Genomic DNA, 18,337 nt, shown 5'->3' with positions numbered 1-18,337 from the left:
CCGGCGCTGGTGTGGCGCGAAATCGTCGCCGATACAGAAACGCCGGTCGGACTAGCGGCGAAGCTGATGGTCGAAAAGCGCGGCGATTTCCTGCTGGAATCGGTCGAAGGCGGGGCGATCCGGGGGCGCTACAGCCTGATCGGCCTCGATCCGGACCTCGTCTTCCGCGCCTCCGGTGCGGCAGCGGAGATCAATCGCGACTGGCAATCGGATCGGGAGAACTTCGTACCGCTGGCCGCTGACGGCCTGGCGGAATTGCGCACGCTTGCCGCCCAATGCCGCATCGATGTGCCCGATGGCCTGCCGCCCGCTCTCGCCTGCCTTGTCGGCTATTTCGGCTACGAGACCATAGCCTTGGTCGAAAGCCTGCCGCGCGCTGCCGGAAAGGGCATCGGCCTGCCCGACATGCTGTTCGTGCGCCCGACCGTGTTGCTGGTGTTCGACGGGCTGGAGGACAAGCTGTTCGTCATTGCCCCCGTCTGGGCGGGTGGCGATGCTCCCGAACAGGCGCTGGAGCGGGCTGCGGAGCGCATCGACGAGACCATCCGCGCATTGGGCTCCGTTCCGGCAAACGCCGAGGCATTGCAGGCGCATTCCGAGATCGCGGCCGAGCCGCAGCTCTCCGCCGAAGATTACCGCGCGATGGTGGCGCGGGCGAAGGACTATATCGTCGCGGGCGACATCTTCCAGGTCGTGCTGGCCCAACGGTTCACGACGCCTTTCGCGCTGCCGCCGTTGCAGCTTTATCGCGCGTTACGGCGCATCAACCCGTCCCCCTTCCTCTATTTCCTCGACCTGCCGGGTTTTGCCGTCGTGGGATCGAGCCCGGAAATCCTGGTCCGCGTGCGCGACGGGGAGGTCACGATCCGGCCGATCGCCGGCACGCGGCCTCGCGGCGCGAACCAAGCCGAAGACCGCGCCAATGAGGCGAGCCTACTGGCCGATCCCAAGGAGCGGGCCGAGCACCTGATGCTACTGGACTTGGGGCGCAACGATGTCGGACGCGTGGCGGCGAAGGGCACGGTCGAGGTCACCGACAGCTTCACGGTCGAACGCTACAGCCACGTCATGCACATCGTCAGCAACGTGGTCGGCCAGCTGGACGGAAGGCGCGACGCACTCGACGCCGTATTCGCCGGCTTCCCCGCCGGAACGGTAAGCGGCGCGCCCAAGATCCGCGCCTGCGAAATCATCGCCGAACTCGAACCCGAAGCCCGCGGCGCCTATGCCGGCGGGGTCGGCTATTTCGCGCCCGACGGTTCGGTCGACAGCTGCATCGTGCTGCGCACCGCGGTGGTGAAGGATGGCACGATGCATGTGCAGGCCGGTGCCGGCATCGTCGCCGACAGTGACCCCGATTACGAACAGCGCGAATGCGAAGCCAAGGCCGGCGCCCTGTTCGCTGCCGCGCGCGAGGCCGTGCGCCTGGCGCTGGAACCGGGCTTCGGCCAGTGAGGCGCGGCGCCCTTCTCGCCGTCTTCGCGTTGGCCGCATGCGGGACAGCTGCGGAGGAGCCTGAACCGGGAGCGAAGGCTTCTGCCCAGCCGGCCTCCGCGTGCCGCAGCGTCACGTTCGAGGACGCGCGCTTCACCCACTGCGTCGCCGATCCGAAGCAGCACGCGATCACCATGGCGCTCGGCGGTTCGCGCGGACAGGCCTATCGCGGTTTCGTGGATTATGCGCTCGACCGCCCGTCCGACAGCGCGCCTGTCGCCTTTGCCATGAACGCCGGCATGTTCGACAATGCAGGCAAGCCGATCGGCTACTATGTCGAAGGCGGCAAGCGATTGCAGGAATTGAATCGTGCCAAGGGCCTCGGTAACTTCCACCTGCTTCCCAACGGCGTCTTCTATGGCACTGACGGAAAGTGGGAAATCCGCACGGCCGAGGATTTCTACGAGAGCGTGAAGGATCGCCCGGCCTTCGGCACACAGAGCGGCCCGATGCTGGTGATCGGGGGCGAACTCCACCCGCAGATCGACGAGGACGGACCCAGCCGCTTCGTCCGCAACGGCGTCGGCGTCGACGGCGAAGGCCGCGCCCATTTCGTCATTTCCGAGCAACCCGTGAGCTTCGGCAAGCTTGCCCGCCTGTTCCGCGACGATCTCGCCACGCCGAACGCGCTCTATCTCGACGGTTCGGTAAGCGCACTGTGGGACCCGGCGCGCGAGCGGATGGACACGGGTGCGTTGCTCGGCCCTCTTGTCGTCGTTGAAAAGCGGCAAATCCCACGAAAGGACACGCCATGACCGACCGCCGCACGCTCTACCCCGAAATCGAGCCGTATGAGACCGGCATGCTCGATGTCGGAGAGGGCCATTCGCTGTATTACGAGCGCGTCGGCACGCCGGGCGAGAAGCCGGCGGTGTTCCTCCACGGCGGCCCCGGCGGCGGGATGAGCCCCGACCACCGCCGCCAGTGGAATCCGGACAAGTACGACGTGTTGCTGTTCGACCAGCGCGGTTGCGGCAAATCGCTGCCCTTCGCGGAAATCGAACACAACGACACGTGGCGCATCGTCGGCGATATCGAAGAGCTGCGCGAAATGTGCGGCCATGACGCGTGGCAGGTTTTCGGCGGTAGCTGGGGCGCGACGCTCGCCCTCGCCTATGCGCAGGAGCACCCGGACCGCACGACCGAAATCGTCCTGCGCGGCGTATTCCTCGCCCGGCAGAAGGAGAAGGACTGGCTCTATACTTGCGGCGCGAGCGAAATCATGGCCGAGCAGTGGGACGACTTCAGCGGCCTGATCCCCGAAAACGAGCGCGACGACTTGGTGCGCGCCTATTACGCCCGGCTAACCAGCGAGGACGAGGAGACCCGTCTTTCCGCAGCGCGCGAATGGTCGCTGTGGGAGGGCAGCGTCGCCACCTTGCTGCCGGACGAGAAGTTGCTCGACAGCTTTGCCGACCCGGCCAAGGCTATCCCCTTCGCCCGCATCTGCGCGCGCTTCTTCCTGGAGGATTTCTTCCTGGAAGAAGCGCAGCTGCTGGCCAATGTCGATCGCATCAAGCACATTCCCGGCATCATCGTGCAGGGGCGCCATGACATCTGCACCCCGCCGACGAGTGCGTGGGAGCTCAAGAAAGCGTGGCCCGAAGCCGATTTGTGGATCGTCCACGATGCGGGCCACAGCGCCGGCGAACCGGGCATCATCGACGGGCTGGTCCGCGCGACGGACTCATTTGCGGATCGGCGCGGTTAGCCGCCGCGCTTGATTGCCGGCCACAAACCCGCAAAAGCTCGCTGAAGCCATGATCCTCGTCATCGACAATTACGACAGCTTTACTTTCAACCTGGTCCATTACCTGATGGAACTGGGTGCAGAAGTGCGGGTGGAGCGTAACGACGCGATGGGCGCTGCAGAGGCGCTGGCCACCGGGGCGAAGGGCATCCTCATTTCACCCGGACCGTGCACCCCGAACGAGGCAGGGATCAGTCTCGACCTCGTCGCGGCTTGCGCCGATGCGCAGCGGCCCTTGCTCGGCGTTTGCCTGGGCCACCAGGCGATCGGGCAGCATTTCGGCGGCAAGGTCGTGCGCGGGGGGCTGATGCACGGCAAGACCAGCCCGGTTGAGCATGACGACAGCGGCGTCTTCGCCGGCCTGCCCTCGCCCTTCACCGCTACGCGCTATCACTCGCTGGTGGTCGAGGATATTCCCGATGCGCTGGTCGTGAACGCCACCTCAGAGACACCGGGGCTCGACGGCACCAGCGTGATGGGCTTCCGCCATGCGTCGCTGCCGATCCACGGCGTGCAGTTCCACCCGGAAAGCATCGCGACCGAGCATGGCCATGCCCTGCTCGCCAATTTCCTTGCTCTCTGCGGCCTGTCCGCCACGGTGCCCGCATGAAGACGCTGCCGCTCGCCGTTCCGCACATGACCGAAGTCGAGGCCGAGGAGGTCTTCGGCTGGATCCTCGATGGCGAGGCGACGGACGAGGAAATCGCCCGCTTCCTGCTCGCCATGACCGAGCGCAGCGAGACGGCCGAGGAAATCGCCGGTGCGGCCCGCGCCCTGCGCGCCCGGCTCGTACCCGTCGCGGGGCCCGACAACGCGATCGACGTCTGCGGCACCGGCGGCGACGGGCATCACACGCTCAACGTCTCGACCGCCGTGGGGCTGGTCGTGGCCGCCTGCGGCATCCCCGTCGCGCGCCATGGCAATCGCGCGATTTCGTCCAAAGCCGGCGTTGCCGACACGCTGGAAGTGCTCGGGCTCGACATGGCGGCCGCGGGGCGCACGGCGGAGAAGACGCTGGCGGAAATCGGCATTTGTTTCCTCTTCGCGCCCAACCACCACCCGGCGATGGGCCGCATCCAGCCCATCCGCAAGAAGCTGGGCCGGCGCACGATCTTCAACCTGATGGGCCCGCTGTCGAATCCGGTCGGCGTGAAGCGCCAGCTAATCGGGATCGCCCGGCCCGCCTACGTGCCGATCTATGGCGATGCGACGGCGCGGCTGGGCACGGTGCGGACGTTCATCGTTTCCGGCGACGAAAGCCTCGACGAGCTGAGCCTTGCGGGCGGCAACGAACTGGCGGACGTCACCGGCAACGAATTCGCGATGCGCCGCGTCGATGCCTCGATGGCAAACCTTCCCTCCGCACCGCTGGAAGCCATTCGCGGCGGCGACCCCGCACACAATGCGCAGGCCTTGCGCGATTTGCTCGACGGCTGGCCGAGCGCCTATCGCGACGCCGTGTGCCTCAATGCCGCGGCCGCCCTGATCGTCGCCGGTGCTGCGGAGGACTGGCAGAGCGGCGCGGAAATGGCCGCCGAAGCGATCGACAGCGGACGCGCGCGCAAGCTGCTGCAAGACTGGATCGCCCTCGCCCGATGAACAAGCTGGAAGAAATCTGCGCGACCAAGCGCGAGGAAGTGGCTGCGCGGAAGACGGTTGCCACTCTCGAAGATCTCGACCGTGCCGCCTTGCAGGCCACCCCGCCGCGCGGCTTTCGCAAGGCATTGGAGGCGAAAGCCGCAACCGGTTTCGGCCTGATTGCGGAAATCAAGAAGGCTTCGCCCTCCAAGGGATTGATTCGCGCCGATTTCCGCCCGCACGAGCACGCGATCGATTACGAGCGTGGCGGGGCGGCGTGCCTCTCCGTGCTCACCGATGCGCCCTATTTCCAGGGGCACGAGGACTACCTGGTCGATGCGCGCAAGAGCTGCGTCCTGCCTGTCCTTCGCAAGGATTTTATGGTCGACCCGTGGCAGGTCGCCGAAAGCCGTGCGCTGGGCGCGGATGCGATCCTCATCATCGTCGCCGCGCTGGACGACGTCGCGATGACGGAGATCGAGGCCGCCGCGCTGGAGCGCGGGATGGACGTACTGGTCGAGGTCCATGACGAAGCCGAGATGGACCGGGCCCTGAATCTCCGGTCCCGCCTTCTCGGCGTCAACAACCGCGATCTCAGGACTTTTACCACCGACCTTGCCACCACCGAACGGCTGGCGGCGATGGCACCTGCCGGCAGCGTCCTCGTCGGCGAAAGCGGCATCGAAAGCCATGCCGACTGCGAGCGGCTCGCCGCTTCCGGCGTGCGCTGCTTCCTCATCGGCGAAAGCCTGATGCGGCAGGACGACGTCGAGGCTGCAACGCGCAGCTTGCTCGGCAACTGACCAGCGGCGTCACGACCCGGGCGAAGAAAAGGAACCGTTCTGGTTCTGTCGCTTGACTGCGCCGCAAAGGTTGCTTAATTGTTCCTTATTCGTTCACCAAACTGCCCACGCGGTGGATGTCTTAGCGGGCGCTTTAGGGAGCGTGTCGATGCTGACCGCCAAGCAACACGAATTGCTGCTTTTCATCCGTGACCGGCTCGACGAAACCGGCATTTCTCCGAGTTTTGAGGAAATGAAGGATGCGCTGGACCTGAAGTCGAAATCGGGGGTGCACCGCCTGATTTCCGCGCTGGAGGAACGCGGCTTCATCCGCCGCCTGCCCAACCGCGCCCGCGCGCTGGAAGTGCTGCGCAGTCCCGAGGACATGCAGACCGCAACGCGCAAGCCGGCTGCGGCCAACGATGCCGTGTCGCGTGCGGTCACGCCGCCGGCTGCGGCACCTTCCGCCGCCAATGACGTCATCGAGGTTCCCCTCCACGGCCGCATCGCTGCCGGTGCGCCGATCGAAGCGCTGGAAGGCGACCAGTCGCTGCCGGTTCCGGCGGCCCTGCTCGGAGCAGGCGAGCATTATGCGCTGGAAGTATCGGGCGACTCGATGATCGAAGCAGGCATTTTCGATGGCGACTATGCGCTGGTGAAGCGCACCGACACGGCGCGCGATGGGGAGATCGTCGTGGCGCTCGTCAATAACGAGGAAGCCACGCTGAAATATCTGCGGCGTGAAAGCGGTATGGTCCGTCTCGATCCCGCCAATGCTTCCTACGAAGCGCAGGTCTACCGGCCGAACGAAGTGCAGGTGCAGGGCAAGCTCGCAGGACTGCTTCGTCGCTACCACTGACGCCGGCTGCCGGTACGGTTACTGCAAGCGCCGCCCCGTTCGGGCGGCGTTTGTATATCGCGAGACCGGATCAACGCCGCGCGTAGCGGTCTTCGAACGGCTTCCACCAGCCGTGGTCGCCCTGTCGCTGCGCGACCGTCGCGAAATCCTCGCTCGCAAGGTCGATGGAGATCCCGCCCGTCTCGCCCAAAAGGTTGCGGTCCGCCTTCAGCCAGCGCGGCCGGCAGCTTCGCGGCAGCCACCGGTCGGCGACCACGATGTCAGCCCGCTCGCAGGCGGCCGCCAGCGCCCGCTCTTCCACCCGGTCCCGGCTTCGCGCCATCATGATGCTCCAGTCGCGGCCGCCGCGCGCAATCGAAATCACACAGAAATCGCGGCTGCATTCCGCATCGGGGTGGTTGGCAATGGCAACAGGTTCGGCGCGCGTCGCCGCCAGTTCGCGCAGGTTGTCGCTCGTATAGCTCGATCGGCTTTCGCGCAGCACCAGCAAGGTTCCGTCCGGCTGAGTGACGCCGACGTGCCGCCCGTCGCCGGTGATCATGACATCGGGGACCGGCGTGGCGAGCAGCAAGGCGCTTGCCGTGGCCACAGGTGCAAAACCCCACAGCCGCGCCCGCCCTTGCCATAGCGCCAGCCAGAGCAACCCCGCCACGAACAGCGCGAATGTCCCCAGCCCCATGGCCGGGCTCAGCTTTACCGAACCGGGCTGGGACGATGTGAAATGCGCCAGCGCCAGCAGACCTTCCAGCGACTTGCCGGCCAGCCACCAGGCCGGCGCGCCCAGCCCGACGATGTCACACACCAGCGCAATCGCGATCAACGGCATCGATACGAAAGTGACCAGCGGGATCGCCAGCACATTGGCGAAGGCACCGTACAGCCCTGCGCGGTGGAAATGGAACAGCACGATCGGCATCAGCGCGAGCTCGATCACCATGCCGGTTACCAGCAGCATGACACTGCGCCTCCCGAACCGGGACAGCCAGCTTTCCTCCCGCGGCGCAAGGAAGCGCTTAACCCATGCCGCATTATGCAGCGCGACGATGGCGATCACCGCCGAAAAGCTCATCTGGAAGCTCGGCCCGACGAGGGATTCCGGCCACAGGAACAGCACGAACGCGGCCGCCACCGCGACCATGCGCAGGCTCAGCGGTTCACGCCCCAGCGCCAGCGCGATGAGGACCAGCACGGCACCCACGCAACTGCGCACGGTGGGCACCTGCGCCCCGGTCAACAGGGTGTAGGCGATGCCCGCCAGCGCCGCGATGGCCGCCGCGATGACCGGCAGGCGGACCCGCAGGACAAGCCATGGCCACAGCGCCAGGAGCTTGATCGCGAGGAGGTAAGCGGCGGCGATCACCGCGCTCACATGCAGGCCGCTGATGGACAGGAGGTGCGTCAGCCCCGCATCGCGCATCGCCTCCTCGTCCGCTTCGCCGATGGCCCCGCGGTCGCCGCTGGCGAATGTTGCCGCGATCGCGCCCGGCGCTCCGCCCAGCCGGTCGCGCACGTGGGCGCTCAGCCCCCTTTGCCAGCGCGCGAGGACCGGCGGATTCCCCGCCGGCTCCACGACCTCCACCGGGCCGACTGCCGACCCGGTCGCAGCATAGCCTTCGAACCACGCGGTTCGCGCGAAATTATATGCGCCCGGAAGCATCGGCGGCGCCGGCGGCATCAGCCGCGCGTTGAAGCGGACGAGAGCGCCCTCGGCCAGGCCCGGTCGGTCTTCCTCCAGCGGCACGTTGACGCGCAGCTTCACCGCGCGCCCGGTGTCGGCATCGCGCGCCGCGACCACCAGCCGCACCCGCTCGTCCGCCGGTTGCTCGATACGCTCAAGGACGCGCGCCTGTACGGGGCCATAGCGCGGTGCCTCGTACGGTTCCTGCCCCACCATTGCAGAGCGCATCCAGGCCAGGGCCACGCCGACTGCGAAGGCAAGAGCGAGCCCCGCAATCCCCTGTCGTAGCAATGCGCGCTCGTCCCTGTCGCGCCAGATCGCAAGGGCCGCGATGGCGGCGATGACTGCCGCGGCAATGCTGCCCATCCACCACTCGCCGCTCGGCAGCGCAAACCAGCTGGCGATGCCCACCGCCAAGGCCACCGTTAGCCACGGGGCTCGGTCGAAACCGGCTTGGTCGAGGAACGCTTCGCTGCGGTCGAGGATACTGGACAAGGCAGCCCGCATTCGCCAAGGCGAGCGCTGCATTGCAGCATTGCCGGTTCCCTCCCCGATGGGCACGTGGCGTGAGGCATTACCGGCCATCGGCACAATGGAAAGGAAAGCGGGCGTAATGGCAAGCGGAAGCGGCGCGAACGGCGGACAGGTTGTAACCAGGTTTGCGCCCTCGCCCACCGGTTACCTGCACCTGGGCGGCGCGCGTACCGCCCTGTTCAACTGGCTGTTCGCCCGGCACCACGGCGGCAAGGCGCTGCTCCGGATCGAGGATACGGACCAGAAGCGCTCGACCCAGGATGCGATCGACAAGATTATCGAAGGGCTCGACTGGCTGGGCCTCGATTTCGACGGCGATCCCGTGTTTCAGTCGCAACGCGCCGACCGCCATCGCGAAGTCGCACTGCAGCTGCTCGAAAGCGGCAATGCCTACAAATGCTTCGCCACGTCCGAGGAACTGGAAGCGATGCGCGCCGAACAGCGCGCCAACAAGCAGCCGATGCGCTACGACGGGCGCTGGCGCGACCGCGATCCTGCCGAGGCGCCGGAAGGCACACCCTTCACGATCCGCCTGAAAACCCCGACCGAGGGCGAAACGGTGATCGAGGACGCGGTGCAGGGCCGCGTCACGGTGAAGAACGCCGAAATCGACGACTACATCATCCTGCGCGCCGACGGGACGCCGACCTACATGCTCGCCGTGGTGGTCGACGATCACGACATGGGCTGCACCCATATCATCCGCGGCGACGACCACCTCAACAACGCCTTCCGCCAGCTCCCCGTCATCAGGGCGATGGGCTGGGACGAACCGGTCTATGCCCACGTCCCGCTTATCCACGGCGCCGACGGGGCCAAGCTGTCGAAACGCCACGGCGCCGTGGGCGTCGAGGCCTATCGCGACGAGCTCGGCGTGTTGCCCGAGGCGCTGTTCAACTACCTCCTGCGCCTCGGCTGGGGACACGGCGACCAAGAGGAATTCACCAGGGAACAGGCCATCGCGCTGTTCGACATCGACGGCGTCGGCAAGAGCGCCTCGCGCTTCGACCTCAAAAAGCTTGAACACTTGAACGGCCACCACATCCGCGAGGCGGACGATGCGCGGCTCGCGCGGCTGGTCGCCGGTGAAATCGGAGGCGAAATCGGCGGCGAGGTCGATCTGGACCTGCTGGAACGTGCCATGCCGTTCCTGAAGATGCGCGCGAAAACAACGCACGAACTGGCCGAAGGCGCTGCCTTCCTATTCGCCAAGCGACCGCTCGAAATGACGGACAAGGCGGCCAAGCTGCTGGACGACGATGGCCGGGCCCGGCTGGCACTGGTTTCGCGCGCTCTGGCGGCGGAAAATGACTGGACAAGCGAGGCGCTGGAAGCCACGCTGAAATCGCTTGCAGAGGCGCATGAACTGGGCCTTGGCAAACTGGCGCAGCCGATGCGGGCGGCGCTGACGGGCAGCACCACATCGCCCGGAATTTTCGACGTTCTGGTCTTGCTGGGCCGGGAAGAAAGCCTCGCGCGGATTGACGCGCAGGCCGTTCCCGCCGCGGACTGAACGGGCAAATTTGAGGAGAACCACAATGGCCGACAACGCGAAACTCCACCTCGCCGGAAGCGAATACGATTACCCCGTGCTGCAGGGCAGCTGCGGCCCGGACGTGGTCGATATCCGCAAGCTCTACGGCCAGACCGGCGCGTTCACGTTCGATCCCGGCTTCACCTCCACCGCCAGCTGTGAAAGCGGCCTCACCTATATCGATGGCGAGGAAGGCGTTCTCCTCCACCGCGGCTATCCGATCGGCCAGCTGGCGGAGCACTCCAGCTTCATGGAAGTCTCCCATCTCCTTCTGAACGGCGAGCTGCCGAGCCAGGAAGAGCTGGACGAGTTCACCTACACCATCACCCGCCACACGATGCTGCACGACCAGCTGCGCCAGTTCTACCAAGGCTTCCGCCGCGACGCGCACCCGATGGCGATCATGTGCGGCGTGGTCGGCGCACTGTCCGCGTTCTACCATGACAGCACGGACATCTCCGACCCCGAGCACCGGAAGATTTCGAGCCATCGCCTGATTGCCAAGATGCCGACCATCGCGGCGTGGGCGTACAAGTATTCAATCGGCCAGCCCTTCCTGCAGCCGGACAATTCGCTCAGCTACACCGGCAATTTCCTGCGCATGACCTTCGGCGTGCCGGCCGAGGAATACGAGGTGATCCCGGCGGTCGAAAAGGCGATGGACCGCATCTTCATCCTGCATGCGGACCACGAACAGAACGCCTCGACCAGCACGGTGCGCCTGGCCGGCTCTTCGGGCGCGAACCCGTTCGCCTGTATCGCGGCAGGCATCGCCTGCCTGTGGGGCCCGGCGCATGGCGGTGCGAACGAAGCGGCGCTCAACATGCTGCGCGAGATCGGCACGCCGGACAAGATCCCGCACTACATCGAGCGGGCGAAGGACAAGAACGATCCGTTCCGCCTGATGGGCTTCGGCCACCGCGTCTATAAGAACTACGACCCGCGCGCGACGGTGATGCAGAAGACCGTGCGCGAGGTGTTCGATGCGCTGAAGGTGACCGATCCGGTCTTCGAGACCGCGCTGCAGCTAGAAGAGATGGCGCTGAACGACGACTACTTCCGCGAAAAGAAGCTGTTCCCCAACGTCGATTTCTATTCGGGCGTCATCCTGTCCGCCATCGGCTTCCCGACAACCATGTTCACCGCTCTGTTCGCGCTGGCCCGCACGGTCGGCTGGGTGGCGCAGTGGAACGAGATGATCTCCGACCCCGGCCAGAAGATCGGTCGCCCGCGCCAGCTCTACACCGGTCCGGTGCAGCGCGACTACGTGCCGGTCGACAAGCGCTGATCTGCGTCAGGCGCGCGCGGGCACCGACAGGGTGAAGCGCGCGCCTTTCCCGGCTTCGCTTTCGACGGCAATATCGCCGTCCATCGCGCGGGCCAGCCTCCGCGAGATATAAAGGCCGAGGCCTGATCCGCCATCGCCGCTGCGGCCCAGGCGCTCGAACTTGCTGAACACTTTCGCCTGGTCCTCCGGCGAAATTCCCGGCCCCTCGTCGGCCACGGTGATGCGGGCCATGCGCGCATCGCTCTGCAACGACAGGCGGATGGTCGCGCCTTCGGGCGAATAGCGGATCGCATTGCCGACCAGGTTGAGGAGGATCTGCAGGACCCGCCGGAATTCTGCGGTTGCCGGCGCCGTCTCGCCTTCCGGCGGCCCTTCGATCATGATGCCGCGCTCGCGTGCGCGTACGCCGAGGATGCCGACCGCGCGGCGCGCGACGTCGGCAAGGTCGATCTGGTCGGGCGCGGTGGTGAACTTCTCGTTTTCCACCACTTCGAGATCGGCGAGATCGTCCAGCAGTGCCATCAGATGCTGGCCCGCTGCGGCGATATCGGCGGCATAGTCGCTATATTCGTCGGCGAGCGGACCGGCCAGCTTGGTGCGGATAGTCTCCGCATTCGCAATGATGCGGGCGATCGGTTGGCGCAATACGGGAGCAATTTCCCGCCCGACGGTCGCCTCGAGGCGGTCGGCGGACGTCGCGGCATGTGCGCCAGCGGCCGGGTCGATACGCGGCGGAGCCTGCAAGCTGCCGAGCAACAGTTCGAACCCTTCGCTGCCGGGTTGCCCCTTCCCCACGGGAATCAGCGTCGCCTGCCAACTGCGCGGGTCGCCATCGATAGCAATTTCCGCGCCGTCGAGCAGGCGCCAGTGGAGCGGTTGGGCATGATCGCTGCCCGCGACACGGACGAACTGCGTCCACGCGCGTCCGGCGCCGGTCTGCATGGCCCGCGCCAGCGATGCCAGCGCCGGCCCGTTTGCCGAAGCGGCCAGCACGTTCTGGTCCTTGTCGAGCCGCGCGGTCAGTTCGGCAGCCTGCCGCTCGATGATCTCGCGCCGTGCGCCAGCATCCGCACCGTCGTTCTCGGCGCGCGGTACGGTCTGCCAGTTGGCAAGCCCGATCGCACAGCCGCCGCTCGCGCGTTCCGGAGTGACTTCGGCCCATGCGGTAATCGTATCGTCCTCGTCCTGCGCGGTGATCGCCCGGGCGAGCTTGAGGTCGTAGCTGCGCGCCTTGCGGACCAGTTCGAGCAGGGCCGGAACCGCCAGCTTTCCCGGCAATTCGCCACCGCACGCAAGCTGCAGCGAGGCGAGCGGCTCGTCGGCGCTGATTAGCGTGTCCGAACCGTCGGTAAAGCCGCGGGCGATGAATTCGGGGCCGATGCTGGCCATCAGCCTGCGCCGCCGATCATTTGCGCCGCCATCGCAGCACTTGCCGCCTCGAAATCCTCCGCCAGCGCCGGGTCGATCTCGAGATAGGCGAACTGCGCCTCTACATCCCGCTGCTTGAGGCCGGCCGCTTTCAGGGCGAGCCCCAGGCGCGAAGCGCGGCGATCGTTACAGGACATGACGATCACGTCGCGGGTCTGGCGGGATGCCATGGCTATCGCGGTCGTAAATAACGCAGCGCCCGACTGGTCGATCGTCAGGGCGGCGCGCGCATTCTGGCCGAGCCCGGTCACCAGCCGCGAGGCAAGGCCGAGGCGCGAACGCGCTTCGGAGTAATCCGCACGCAGCTTGTCCGACGCCTTCGCGACCGATCCGGCCGCAGCATCTCCTGCGCACAGCTTGAGGATATCGAGCGCCTTGCGGAAATGGTCTGCCGGCAACTGGGCCAGCGGCAATTCCATACGCCGCGCCTGTTCCAGGAAACGGGCCTGCGCGGCGATGAGGCCCATTGCCATTTCGGCGACCGCCTCGTCCTTGGCGGCGACCAGTCCCTGCACCAGCGGCGGGACGATGGGATCAACGATTCCGCGCTCGCCCAGACGTTCGGAGAGCCGTGCTTCCAGTGCGAGCGCGTGGAGATGGCCGAGCAGGCCCTCGTCGGCGCACAGATACTCGGTCAACATCTCGGCATTGCCGGCGGCGTAATCTTCCGCATCGATGACACCGTCGGCCCGCGCGTAGGCGGTGAGAAGCTGGACGGCGATATGCCAGACGAAGCCGTGGACGCGGGCCATGATCTCGTCGGAAAACAGGGCGTTGTCGTCATGCAGCAGCATGTGGCGCAGGATCGGCGTGACGCTGGCGCGCATCGCGTCACCGCGCGCGAGCCGGCTGGCCAGCTCCTGCGCGTCGGCGGTGCCGCGCGCGTTCTCCTCGCCCGAAGATGTCATGTGCCCGGCCATATGCGGTTCTGGTTAATTCCGCGTTAGGAACGCGTACGCAGGCGCGCGGCCCAGATGGCACCGATGGCGAGCGCGATCAGCCCCGCCGCGCCGAGGAATGCAATATCGAGCGCTCCGGTCACTCCGATCACCACCGCGAGGAACACACCGTCGCGCAGCCAGCTCCCGCTCGATCCTTCGCCGCGCACGGCCTCGATAGCCCAGGCGACCACCATCGCGGTCACGAACCCTGCAATCGTCCACGTCCAGCTGCGCGCCAGTATCACCGCCAGCGCGGCGGCGAGCGCCCCCAGCGATGCGAGCGGCACGATGAGCATCGCGCCTCGCTTCCACCCGGAAACCTTGCCGGAATGGGCCAGGATCGTGCCGGCAAACCAAGCCAGCCCCGCAAGCGGCACGCTGTAGAGCGCAAAGCCCAGCGCCAGCAGCACGATCGCTCCGGCAAAAAGGACCGCTGCAATGCCTGCGGCAATCCGGCCCACCCTGCCTGCCGCCTGCCCGTTCACAAGCCATTGGCGCACGAGCCGATGCGCGAGCCAATCGCCGGGCGAGACGGGCGCTGCGCCCAAACGGTCGGTCGTGATCTCGCGCCCCACCTCCAAGCCATCCTGCTGCGAATGCAGCGCCGCCCAGTCCGCCTTGCCGAGCGCTTCATCGCGCAGATGCTGCCGCCGCACGCCAAGGCCGGCTGCGATGCGCAGGAGGGCGCTGGCGGGCTCGGCATCGCTGTCGAGATCGGCGAGCCGTTCCAACATCGCTCCCGGAAGCCATGCTGCCCCGGCCCAGAGTGTTTCGCGATCGAGCCGCTCGAACCCGCTCTCGCCCGCCGTTTCCGGCATCACGAAAATACGGCGCGGTGTATCGAGCATCTCGCGCGCGGCCTCGCCCCGCACCAGCAACGCCGGGTCGAGGATCAGCAGCTCGTCGTCCGTCTTCAATTGGCCGAGCAAGCGGTGCGCGTGGGGCACGATCTGGAACTTCGCCTCCCCCGCTTCCGCCTGGTGCTGGATGTCGAGCGCGGGCCCGGTCAGCGCCGGCGCGACGAGCAGGATGCGCTCGCAACCGAGCGCCAGCGCCATTTCGCACTGCCATTCCGCCAACGCGCGGCCTAGGACACGGACCGTCCCCGCCTCTTCCACCGGCAATGTCAGCAATGCGATGCGCACGTGCGGAACCTCCCGAAATCCCGCTGCGGGACTTAAGCGAGGTGCGGTTTCAAGCCAAGCGCAGTGTCGCGCCGGAAGCGGTCAGGCCTGCGGAAAATCCGTCAGATAGGCTTTCAGGCGGCGAACGACGCCCGGTTCGCCCGGTGCCGCGTCGAGCGCTTCTTCGGCCAGCAGCATCAGGTCATCGGCCTGGAAGCTGGCGGCAAGGCCTTTCAGTCGCATGGCGGAAACGGCCCAGTTGCCGTCGCAGCGGGCGCGGGAAAGCAAGTCCACCTGCCGCTCCACGCTTTCGAAAAACGCGGTGCGCAGCTCGGCAAACAGCGCCGGATCGTCGCCCGCCGCCGCTGCCAGTGTCGCATCGAGATCGCCTGATTCAAACGCCATGACGCAGGGCTCTAGGGCAGCGGTGGTTAAGACGTGGTTTATCCTGCCCCCGATGGTGCTATGTTCGGGGAATGAACAACGGTTCCCACCTCGTTCCGGTCGACACGGAACACGAGCCCGACGGCACGCTCGAGCTTGCCGATACCGACCGCCTGGCCGACGAAACGGAGGCGGAATACGAGGATTGGGACGAGGAAGAAAGCGAAAAGCCGGCGATGCGCCGCGGCTGGATCGCGCCGACCTTGGCATTGCTCGCAATTGCCGGTTGGAGCGGCTTTTTCGGCTGGGTCAACCGCGCCGCTTTACTGAACGGAGCTGCCCCTGCCGAATGGGCAGACATGATCGTCAGCTGGTCCGTGCCCGTCGTACTCGTCCTCGCCGTATGGTTCCTCGCCCTGCGAAATTCGCGGGTCGAGGCGCGGCGCTATGGCGAGGCCGCGGCTGCGCTTTCCCACGAATCGACCCGGCTGGAAGCGCGTCTCACGGCCACCAACCGCGAGCTCAGCCTGGCGCGCGAATTCATCGCCGCGCAAAGCCGCGACCTTGAACATCTCGGCCGCGTGGCCGCCCAGCGCCTGTCCGAGAACGCGGCGCGGATCGAGGAATTGATCGGCGAGAACCAGCGCAATGTCGACCGCATCGCGGAAGTCAGCACGACCGCGCTCGACAACATGGAACGGCTGCGCGGCGACTTGCCCGTCGTCGCCAATTCCGCCCGCGATGTCGCCAACCAGATCGGTGCCGCAGGCGAAGGCGCGCAGGGGCAGCTGGAAACGCTCGTCGCAGGTTTCCGCCGTCTGAACGATTTCGGCACCGCCAGCGAGCGCCAGGTCGACGGCCTGCGCGACCGGGTGGGCGCGGTGCTGGCCGAACTCGAATTGCGCGCCGGCCAGATCGAGGCCCTGTCCGAAGAGCGTTTCGTCACGCTGCGCGAACGGAGCGAAGCCTTCCGCGGCGAACTCGACAGCAACGAAGTGGAAGCGCTGGCCGCGATCCATCGCCGTGCCGATGTGCTGAAAGCTGGGCTCGGCGAAACGCGCGAACAACTCGCCGCCGACGAAGCCGAGGCCATCGCCGCGCTGGAACGGCGGATTGCGGCCTTGCAGGAAAACGCCGCCGCCACTGCACAAGGCGTGCGCGACAGCGAGCAAACGGCGGCCGCCCAGCTCGGCGCCACCATCGCCGCATTGCAGGACCGGCTGCGCAATGCCATCGCGGAGGTCGACCGGATCGACCAGCAAGCCCTGGAAGCCGCAAACTTGCGCCTTGCAGAGCTGCGCGACGAGGCCGAACGGGTCGACGCCGCCATCGTCGAGCGCAACCGGGCCTTCGAAGAAGACCTTGCCACGCGGCGCCAGCGCATGGCCACTTCGGCCGACGAAGCGAGCGATACGCTTGCGGAGAAGTTGGCCGCGCTCGACGGTGCGCTGGAAACGCGGCAGGCGGCGCATCTCGGCCGGATCGAATCGCTCACCGCCCAGGGCGAATTGTTGACCGACCGGATCGAGGAACTGGACAGGCGCCTCACCGCGCTTCGCAGCGAGGACGATGCGGTAGCGGCCAAGCTGTCTTCTTCCAGCGATGCGCTGGTCGCGCGGCTCACCAGCAGTCGCGAAATGCTTGAAAGCACCGGCATTTCGGTGGAGCAGCTCACCGATGCCAGCGTGCGCCTGCTCGAGCTGATCCAGGCGGGGTCGGAGCATTCGCAGGTGATCCTGCCCAAGGCGATCTCCGTGGCAGAAGAGCGCCTTCAGGCCCTGCGCGGCGAAAGCGAAGCCTTGAAAGGCGAGATGGCCGAAGTCGAACGGACCGGGTCCAGCATCAGCGACTATGTCATCAACGCGCGCGGGGAGACGGAGAAGACCGGCGAGCAGCTATTGCTCCTGCGCGAGCGGCTGGGCGAAAGCGTGGCCGAGGGCGAAGCGGCGCGCGAGCGGATTGCCACGGCTCTCGAAGAACTCGACGAGGCGGTCAGGAACAGCATCGCCCACCTGCGCGAAGGCGGCGAAGATGCCGTCGCCTCATACGCTGGCAAGATTGGCGAACGCAGCGCAGAGGCGATCGAACGCGCGATGCAGGACAGCAGCGGCGCGGCCATCGCCTCGCTCGATGCGGCAGCCGCCGCAGCGGCCGAACGCGGGCGCGAGGCGGCAGCCCAGCTACGCGACCAGCTTGCGATGGTGAACGAGCTGACCGGCAACCTCGAACGCCGCGTGGCTGACGCGCGCGACCGGGCGGAAGAGCAGGTCGACCACGATTTTTCGCGCCGCGTTGCGCTTATCACCGAGAGCCTCAATTCGAACGCTATTGACCTGTCGAAAGCGCTTTCGAACGAAGTCAGCGACACGGCCTGGGCCGCCTATCTCAAGGGCGACCGCGGTATCTTCACCCGGCGCGCGGTGCGCCTGCTGGACAGCCAGGAAACCCGCGCGATCGCCGACATCTACGAGGAAGACGGGGATTTCCGCGAGCATGTGAGCCGCTACATCCACGACTTCGAAGCGATGCTGCGCATCCTTCTGTCGACGCGGGACGGCAACGCGCTGTCGGTCACGATGCTCTCGTCCGACATGGGCAAGCTCTACGTCGCGCTGGCCCAGGCCATCGACCGCCTGCGCGATTGATGCGGCCTAGCGCTTGCCTTCCGGCAGGAGGTATTGCGTCATGTCGAGATCGCTGGCGGTGATCCAGCCCGCCTCGTAATTCGCGATATAGAGCGCGCACAGGATCGCCGCGATGATGGTCGCGCGAAGGACAAGCCTGCCCGGGCGGAAGTTGACCGGTGCGCTGTCCGCCTGGCCGGGAATGCGGTCTTCGGGATCGACCCCTTGGTCGGAGGCCGCGCGAATGCCGAAGGGCAGCAGGACGAAAGCGGTCAGCGCCCAGAAGAGGACGTAGATCGCGAGGACCGAAGTCCACTGCATCGAAATCCATCCCATCGC

At 66.6% G+C, this 18,337-nt stretch carries 16 protein-coding genes; 10 read left to right on the top strand and 6 right to left on the bottom strand.

All coding sequences use genetic code 11. From position 1 onward, the window contains the following. Positions 1-66: 66 nt before the first annotated feature. The 7 genes from VCJ71_RS02080 (at position 67) to lexA (ending at position 6,463) form a co-directional block, all read left to right on the top strand. Positions 67-1,455: an anthranilate synthase component I family protein gene (locus VCJ71_RS02080; RefSeq protein ID WP_416379153.1), complete on the top strand. Its 1,389-nt coding sequence runs from the start codon at positions 67-69 to the stop codon at positions 1,453-1,455. Next, on the top strand, positions 1,452-2,249 hold the full coding sequence (locus tag VCJ71_RS02075; protein WP_324638698.1) for a phosphodiester glycosidase family protein: 798 nt from the start codon (positions 1,452-1,454) through the stop codon (positions 2,247-2,249). The genes VCJ71_RS02080 and VCJ71_RS02075 overlap by 4 nt, the downstream gene beginning before the upstream one ends. Then, positions 2,246-3,205 carry a prolyl aminopeptidase gene (pip, locus tag VCJ71_RS02070; RefSeq protein WP_324638695.1) on the top strand — a complete coding sequence of 320 codons (960 nt, stop codon included), beginning with the start codon at positions 2,246-2,248 and terminating at the stop codon, positions 3,203-3,205. The genes VCJ71_RS02075 and pip overlap by 4 nt, the downstream gene beginning before the upstream one ends. Positions 3,206-3,254: 49 nt before the next feature. Beyond that, entirely contained in the window at positions 3,255-3,854 is a 600-nt protein-coding gene (locus VCJ71_RS02065; protein WP_324638693.1) for an anthranilate synthase component II, read from the top strand. Continuing rightward, positions 3,851-4,843, top strand: a complete 993-nt coding sequence (trpD, locus tag VCJ71_RS02060) for an anthranilate phosphoribosyltransferase (protein WP_324638691.1) — start codon at positions 3,851-3,853, stop codon at positions 4,841-4,843. Before VCJ71_RS02065 ends, trpD begins: the two co-directional genes overlap by 4 nt. Further along, the gene (gene trpC / locus VCJ71_RS02055) at positions 4,840-5,625 is read left to right on the top strand and encodes an indole-3-glycerol phosphate synthase TrpC (RefSeq protein ID WP_324638689.1); all 786 of its coding nucleotides are present in this window, start codon (positions 4,840-4,842) and stop codon (positions 5,623-5,625) included. Before trpD ends, trpC begins: the two co-directional genes overlap by 4 nt. Before the next feature lie 148 nt (positions 5,626-5,773). Continuing rightward, a complete protein-coding gene (lexA, locus tag VCJ71_RS02050) occupies positions 5,774-6,463 on the top strand; it encodes a transcriptional repressor LexA (RefSeq protein ID WP_290135001.1) in 690 nt (229 codons plus the stop codon). Between the two features lie 70 nt (positions 6,464-6,533). Here lexA and VCJ71_RS02045 read toward each other — a convergent pair whose 3' ends face one another. Beyond that, complete coding sequence (locus tag VCJ71_RS02045) at positions 6,534-8,636, bottom strand: ComEC/Rec2 family competence protein (protein WP_324638687.1); 2,103 nt, start codon at positions 8,634-8,636, stop codon at positions 6,534-6,536. Between the two features lie 118 nt (positions 8,637-8,754). Between VCJ71_RS02045 and gltX the strand changes: the two genes are divergently transcribed. Next, positions 8,755-10,188 carry a glutamate--tRNA ligase gene (gene gltX / locus VCJ71_RS02040; protein ID WP_324638685.1) on the top strand — a complete coding sequence of 478 codons (1,434 nt, stop codon included), beginning with the start codon at positions 8,755-8,757 and terminating at the stop codon, positions 10,186-10,188. A gap of 25 nt (positions 10,189-10,213) precedes the next feature. Continuing rightward, positions 10,214-11,497 carry a citrate synthase gene (locus tag VCJ71_RS02035; RefSeq protein ID WP_324638684.1) on the top strand — a complete coding sequence of 428 codons (1,284 nt, stop codon included), beginning with the start codon at positions 10,214-10,216 and terminating at the stop codon, positions 11,495-11,497. A 6-nt stretch (positions 11,498-11,503) separates the two neighbouring features. On the opposite strand, the gene VCJ71_RS02030 is transcribed toward VCJ71_RS02035, so the two are convergent. The 4 genes from VCJ71_RS02030 to VCJ71_RS02015 all read right to left on the bottom strand — a co-directional run bounded on the left by VCJ71_RS02030 (position 11,504) and on the right by VCJ71_RS02015 (position 15,395). Continuing rightward, positions 11,504-12,886 carry a sensor histidine kinase gene (locus VCJ71_RS02030; RefSeq protein WP_324638682.1) on the bottom strand — a complete coding sequence of 461 codons (1,383 nt, stop codon included), beginning with the start codon at positions 12,884-12,886 and terminating at the stop codon, positions 11,504-11,506. Further along, complete coding sequence (locus VCJ71_RS02025; RefSeq protein WP_324638680.1) at positions 12,886-13,833, bottom strand: hypothetical protein; 948 nt, start codon at positions 13,831-13,833, stop codon at positions 12,886-12,888. Before VCJ71_RS02025 ends, VCJ71_RS02030 begins: the two co-directional genes overlap by 1 nt. Positions 13,834-13,868: 35 nt before the next feature. Beyond that, complete coding sequence (locus VCJ71_RS02020; RefSeq protein WP_324638678.1) at positions 13,869-15,011, bottom strand: hypothetical protein; 1,143 nt, start codon at positions 15,009-15,011, stop codon at positions 13,869-13,871. Positions 15,012-15,092: 81 nt separating this feature from the next. Then, a complete protein-coding gene (locus VCJ71_RS02015; RefSeq protein WP_290134994.1) occupies positions 15,093-15,395 on the bottom strand; it encodes an Hpt domain-containing protein in 303 nt (100 codons plus the stop codon). A gap of 71 nt (positions 15,396-15,466) precedes the next feature. Here VCJ71_RS02015 and VCJ71_RS02010 point away from each other — a divergent pair, with 71 nt between their 5' ends. Beyond that, positions 15,467-18,019, top strand: a complete 2,553-nt coding sequence (locus tag VCJ71_RS02010) for a coiled-coil domain-containing protein (protein WP_324638676.1) — start codon at positions 15,467-15,469, stop codon at positions 18,017-18,019. A gap of 6 nt (positions 18,020-18,025) precedes the next feature. Here the strand turns inward: VCJ71_RS02010 and VCJ71_RS02005 are convergent, their stop codons facing one another. Further along, positions 18,026-18,319, bottom strand: coding sequence for a DUF1467 family protein (locus tag VCJ71_RS02005; protein ID WP_324640853.1), 294 nt, complete (start codon positions 18,317-18,319; stop codon positions 18,026-18,028). Positions 18,320-18,337: the final 18 nt, after the last annotated feature.

Source organism: Pseudoblastomonas aquimaris (assembly GCF_035481675.1).
GTDB lineage: Bacteria > Pseudomonadota > Alphaproteobacteria > Sphingomonadales > Sphingomonadaceae > Alteriqipengyuania_B.
Note: the sequence above shows the minus strand (reverse complement) of the source record. Positions and strands in the feature narration are given on the sequence as shown.

What these genes read in the sequence shown, in the direction of transcription:
- VCJ71_RS02080 (WP_416379153.1), top strand. Translation starts at nt 67, where the DNA reads ATGGTCGAAAAGCGCGGCGATTTCCTGCTGGAATCGGTCGAAGGCGGG.
- pip (WP_324638695.1), top strand. Translation starts at nt 2,246, where the DNA reads ATGACCGACCGCCGCACGCTCTACCCCGAAATCGAGCCGTATGAGACC.
- VCJ71_RS02065 (WP_324638693.1), top strand. Translation starts at nt 3,255, where the DNA reads ATGATCCTCGTCATCGACAATTACGACAGCTTTACTTTCAACCTGGTC.
- trpD (WP_324638691.1), top strand. Translation starts at nt 3,851, where the DNA reads ATGAAGACGCTGCCGCTCGCCGTTCCGCACATGACCGAAGTCGAGGCC.
- trpC (WP_324638689.1), top strand. Translation starts at nt 4,840, where the DNA reads ATGAACAAGCTGGAAGAAATCTGCGCGACCAAGCGCGAGGAAGTGGCT.
- lexA (WP_290135001.1), top strand. Translation starts at nt 5,774, where the DNA reads ATGCTGACCGCCAAGCAACACGAATTGCTGCTTTTCATCCGTGACCGG.
- gltX (WP_324638685.1), top strand. Translation starts at nt 8,755, where the DNA reads ATGGCAAGCGGAAGCGGCGCGAACGGCGGACAGGTTGTAACCAGGTTT.
- VCJ71_RS02035 (WP_324638684.1), top strand. Translation starts at nt 10,214, where the DNA reads ATGGCCGACAACGCGAAACTCCACCTCGCCGGAAGCGAATACGATTAC.
- VCJ71_RS02030 (WP_324638682.1), bottom strand. Translation starts at nt 12,886, where the DNA reads ATGGCCAGCATCGGCCCCGAATTCATCGCCCGCGGCTTTACCGACGGT.
- VCJ71_RS02025 (WP_324638680.1), bottom strand. Translation starts at nt 13,833, where the DNA reads ATGACATCTTCGGGCGAGGAGAACGCGCGCGGCACCGCCGACGCGCAG.
- VCJ71_RS02015 (WP_290134994.1), bottom strand. Translation starts at nt 15,395, where the DNA reads ATGGCGTTTGAATCAGGCGATCTCGATGCGACACTGGCAGCGGCGGCG.
- VCJ71_RS02010 (WP_324638676.1), top strand. Translation starts at nt 15,467, where the DNA reads ATGAACAACGGTTCCCACCTCGTTCCGGTCGACACGGAACACGAGCCC.
- VCJ71_RS02005 (WP_324640853.1), bottom strand. Translation starts at nt 18,319, where the DNA reads ATGCAGTGGACTTCGGTCCTCGCGATCTACGTCCTCTTCTGGGCGCTG.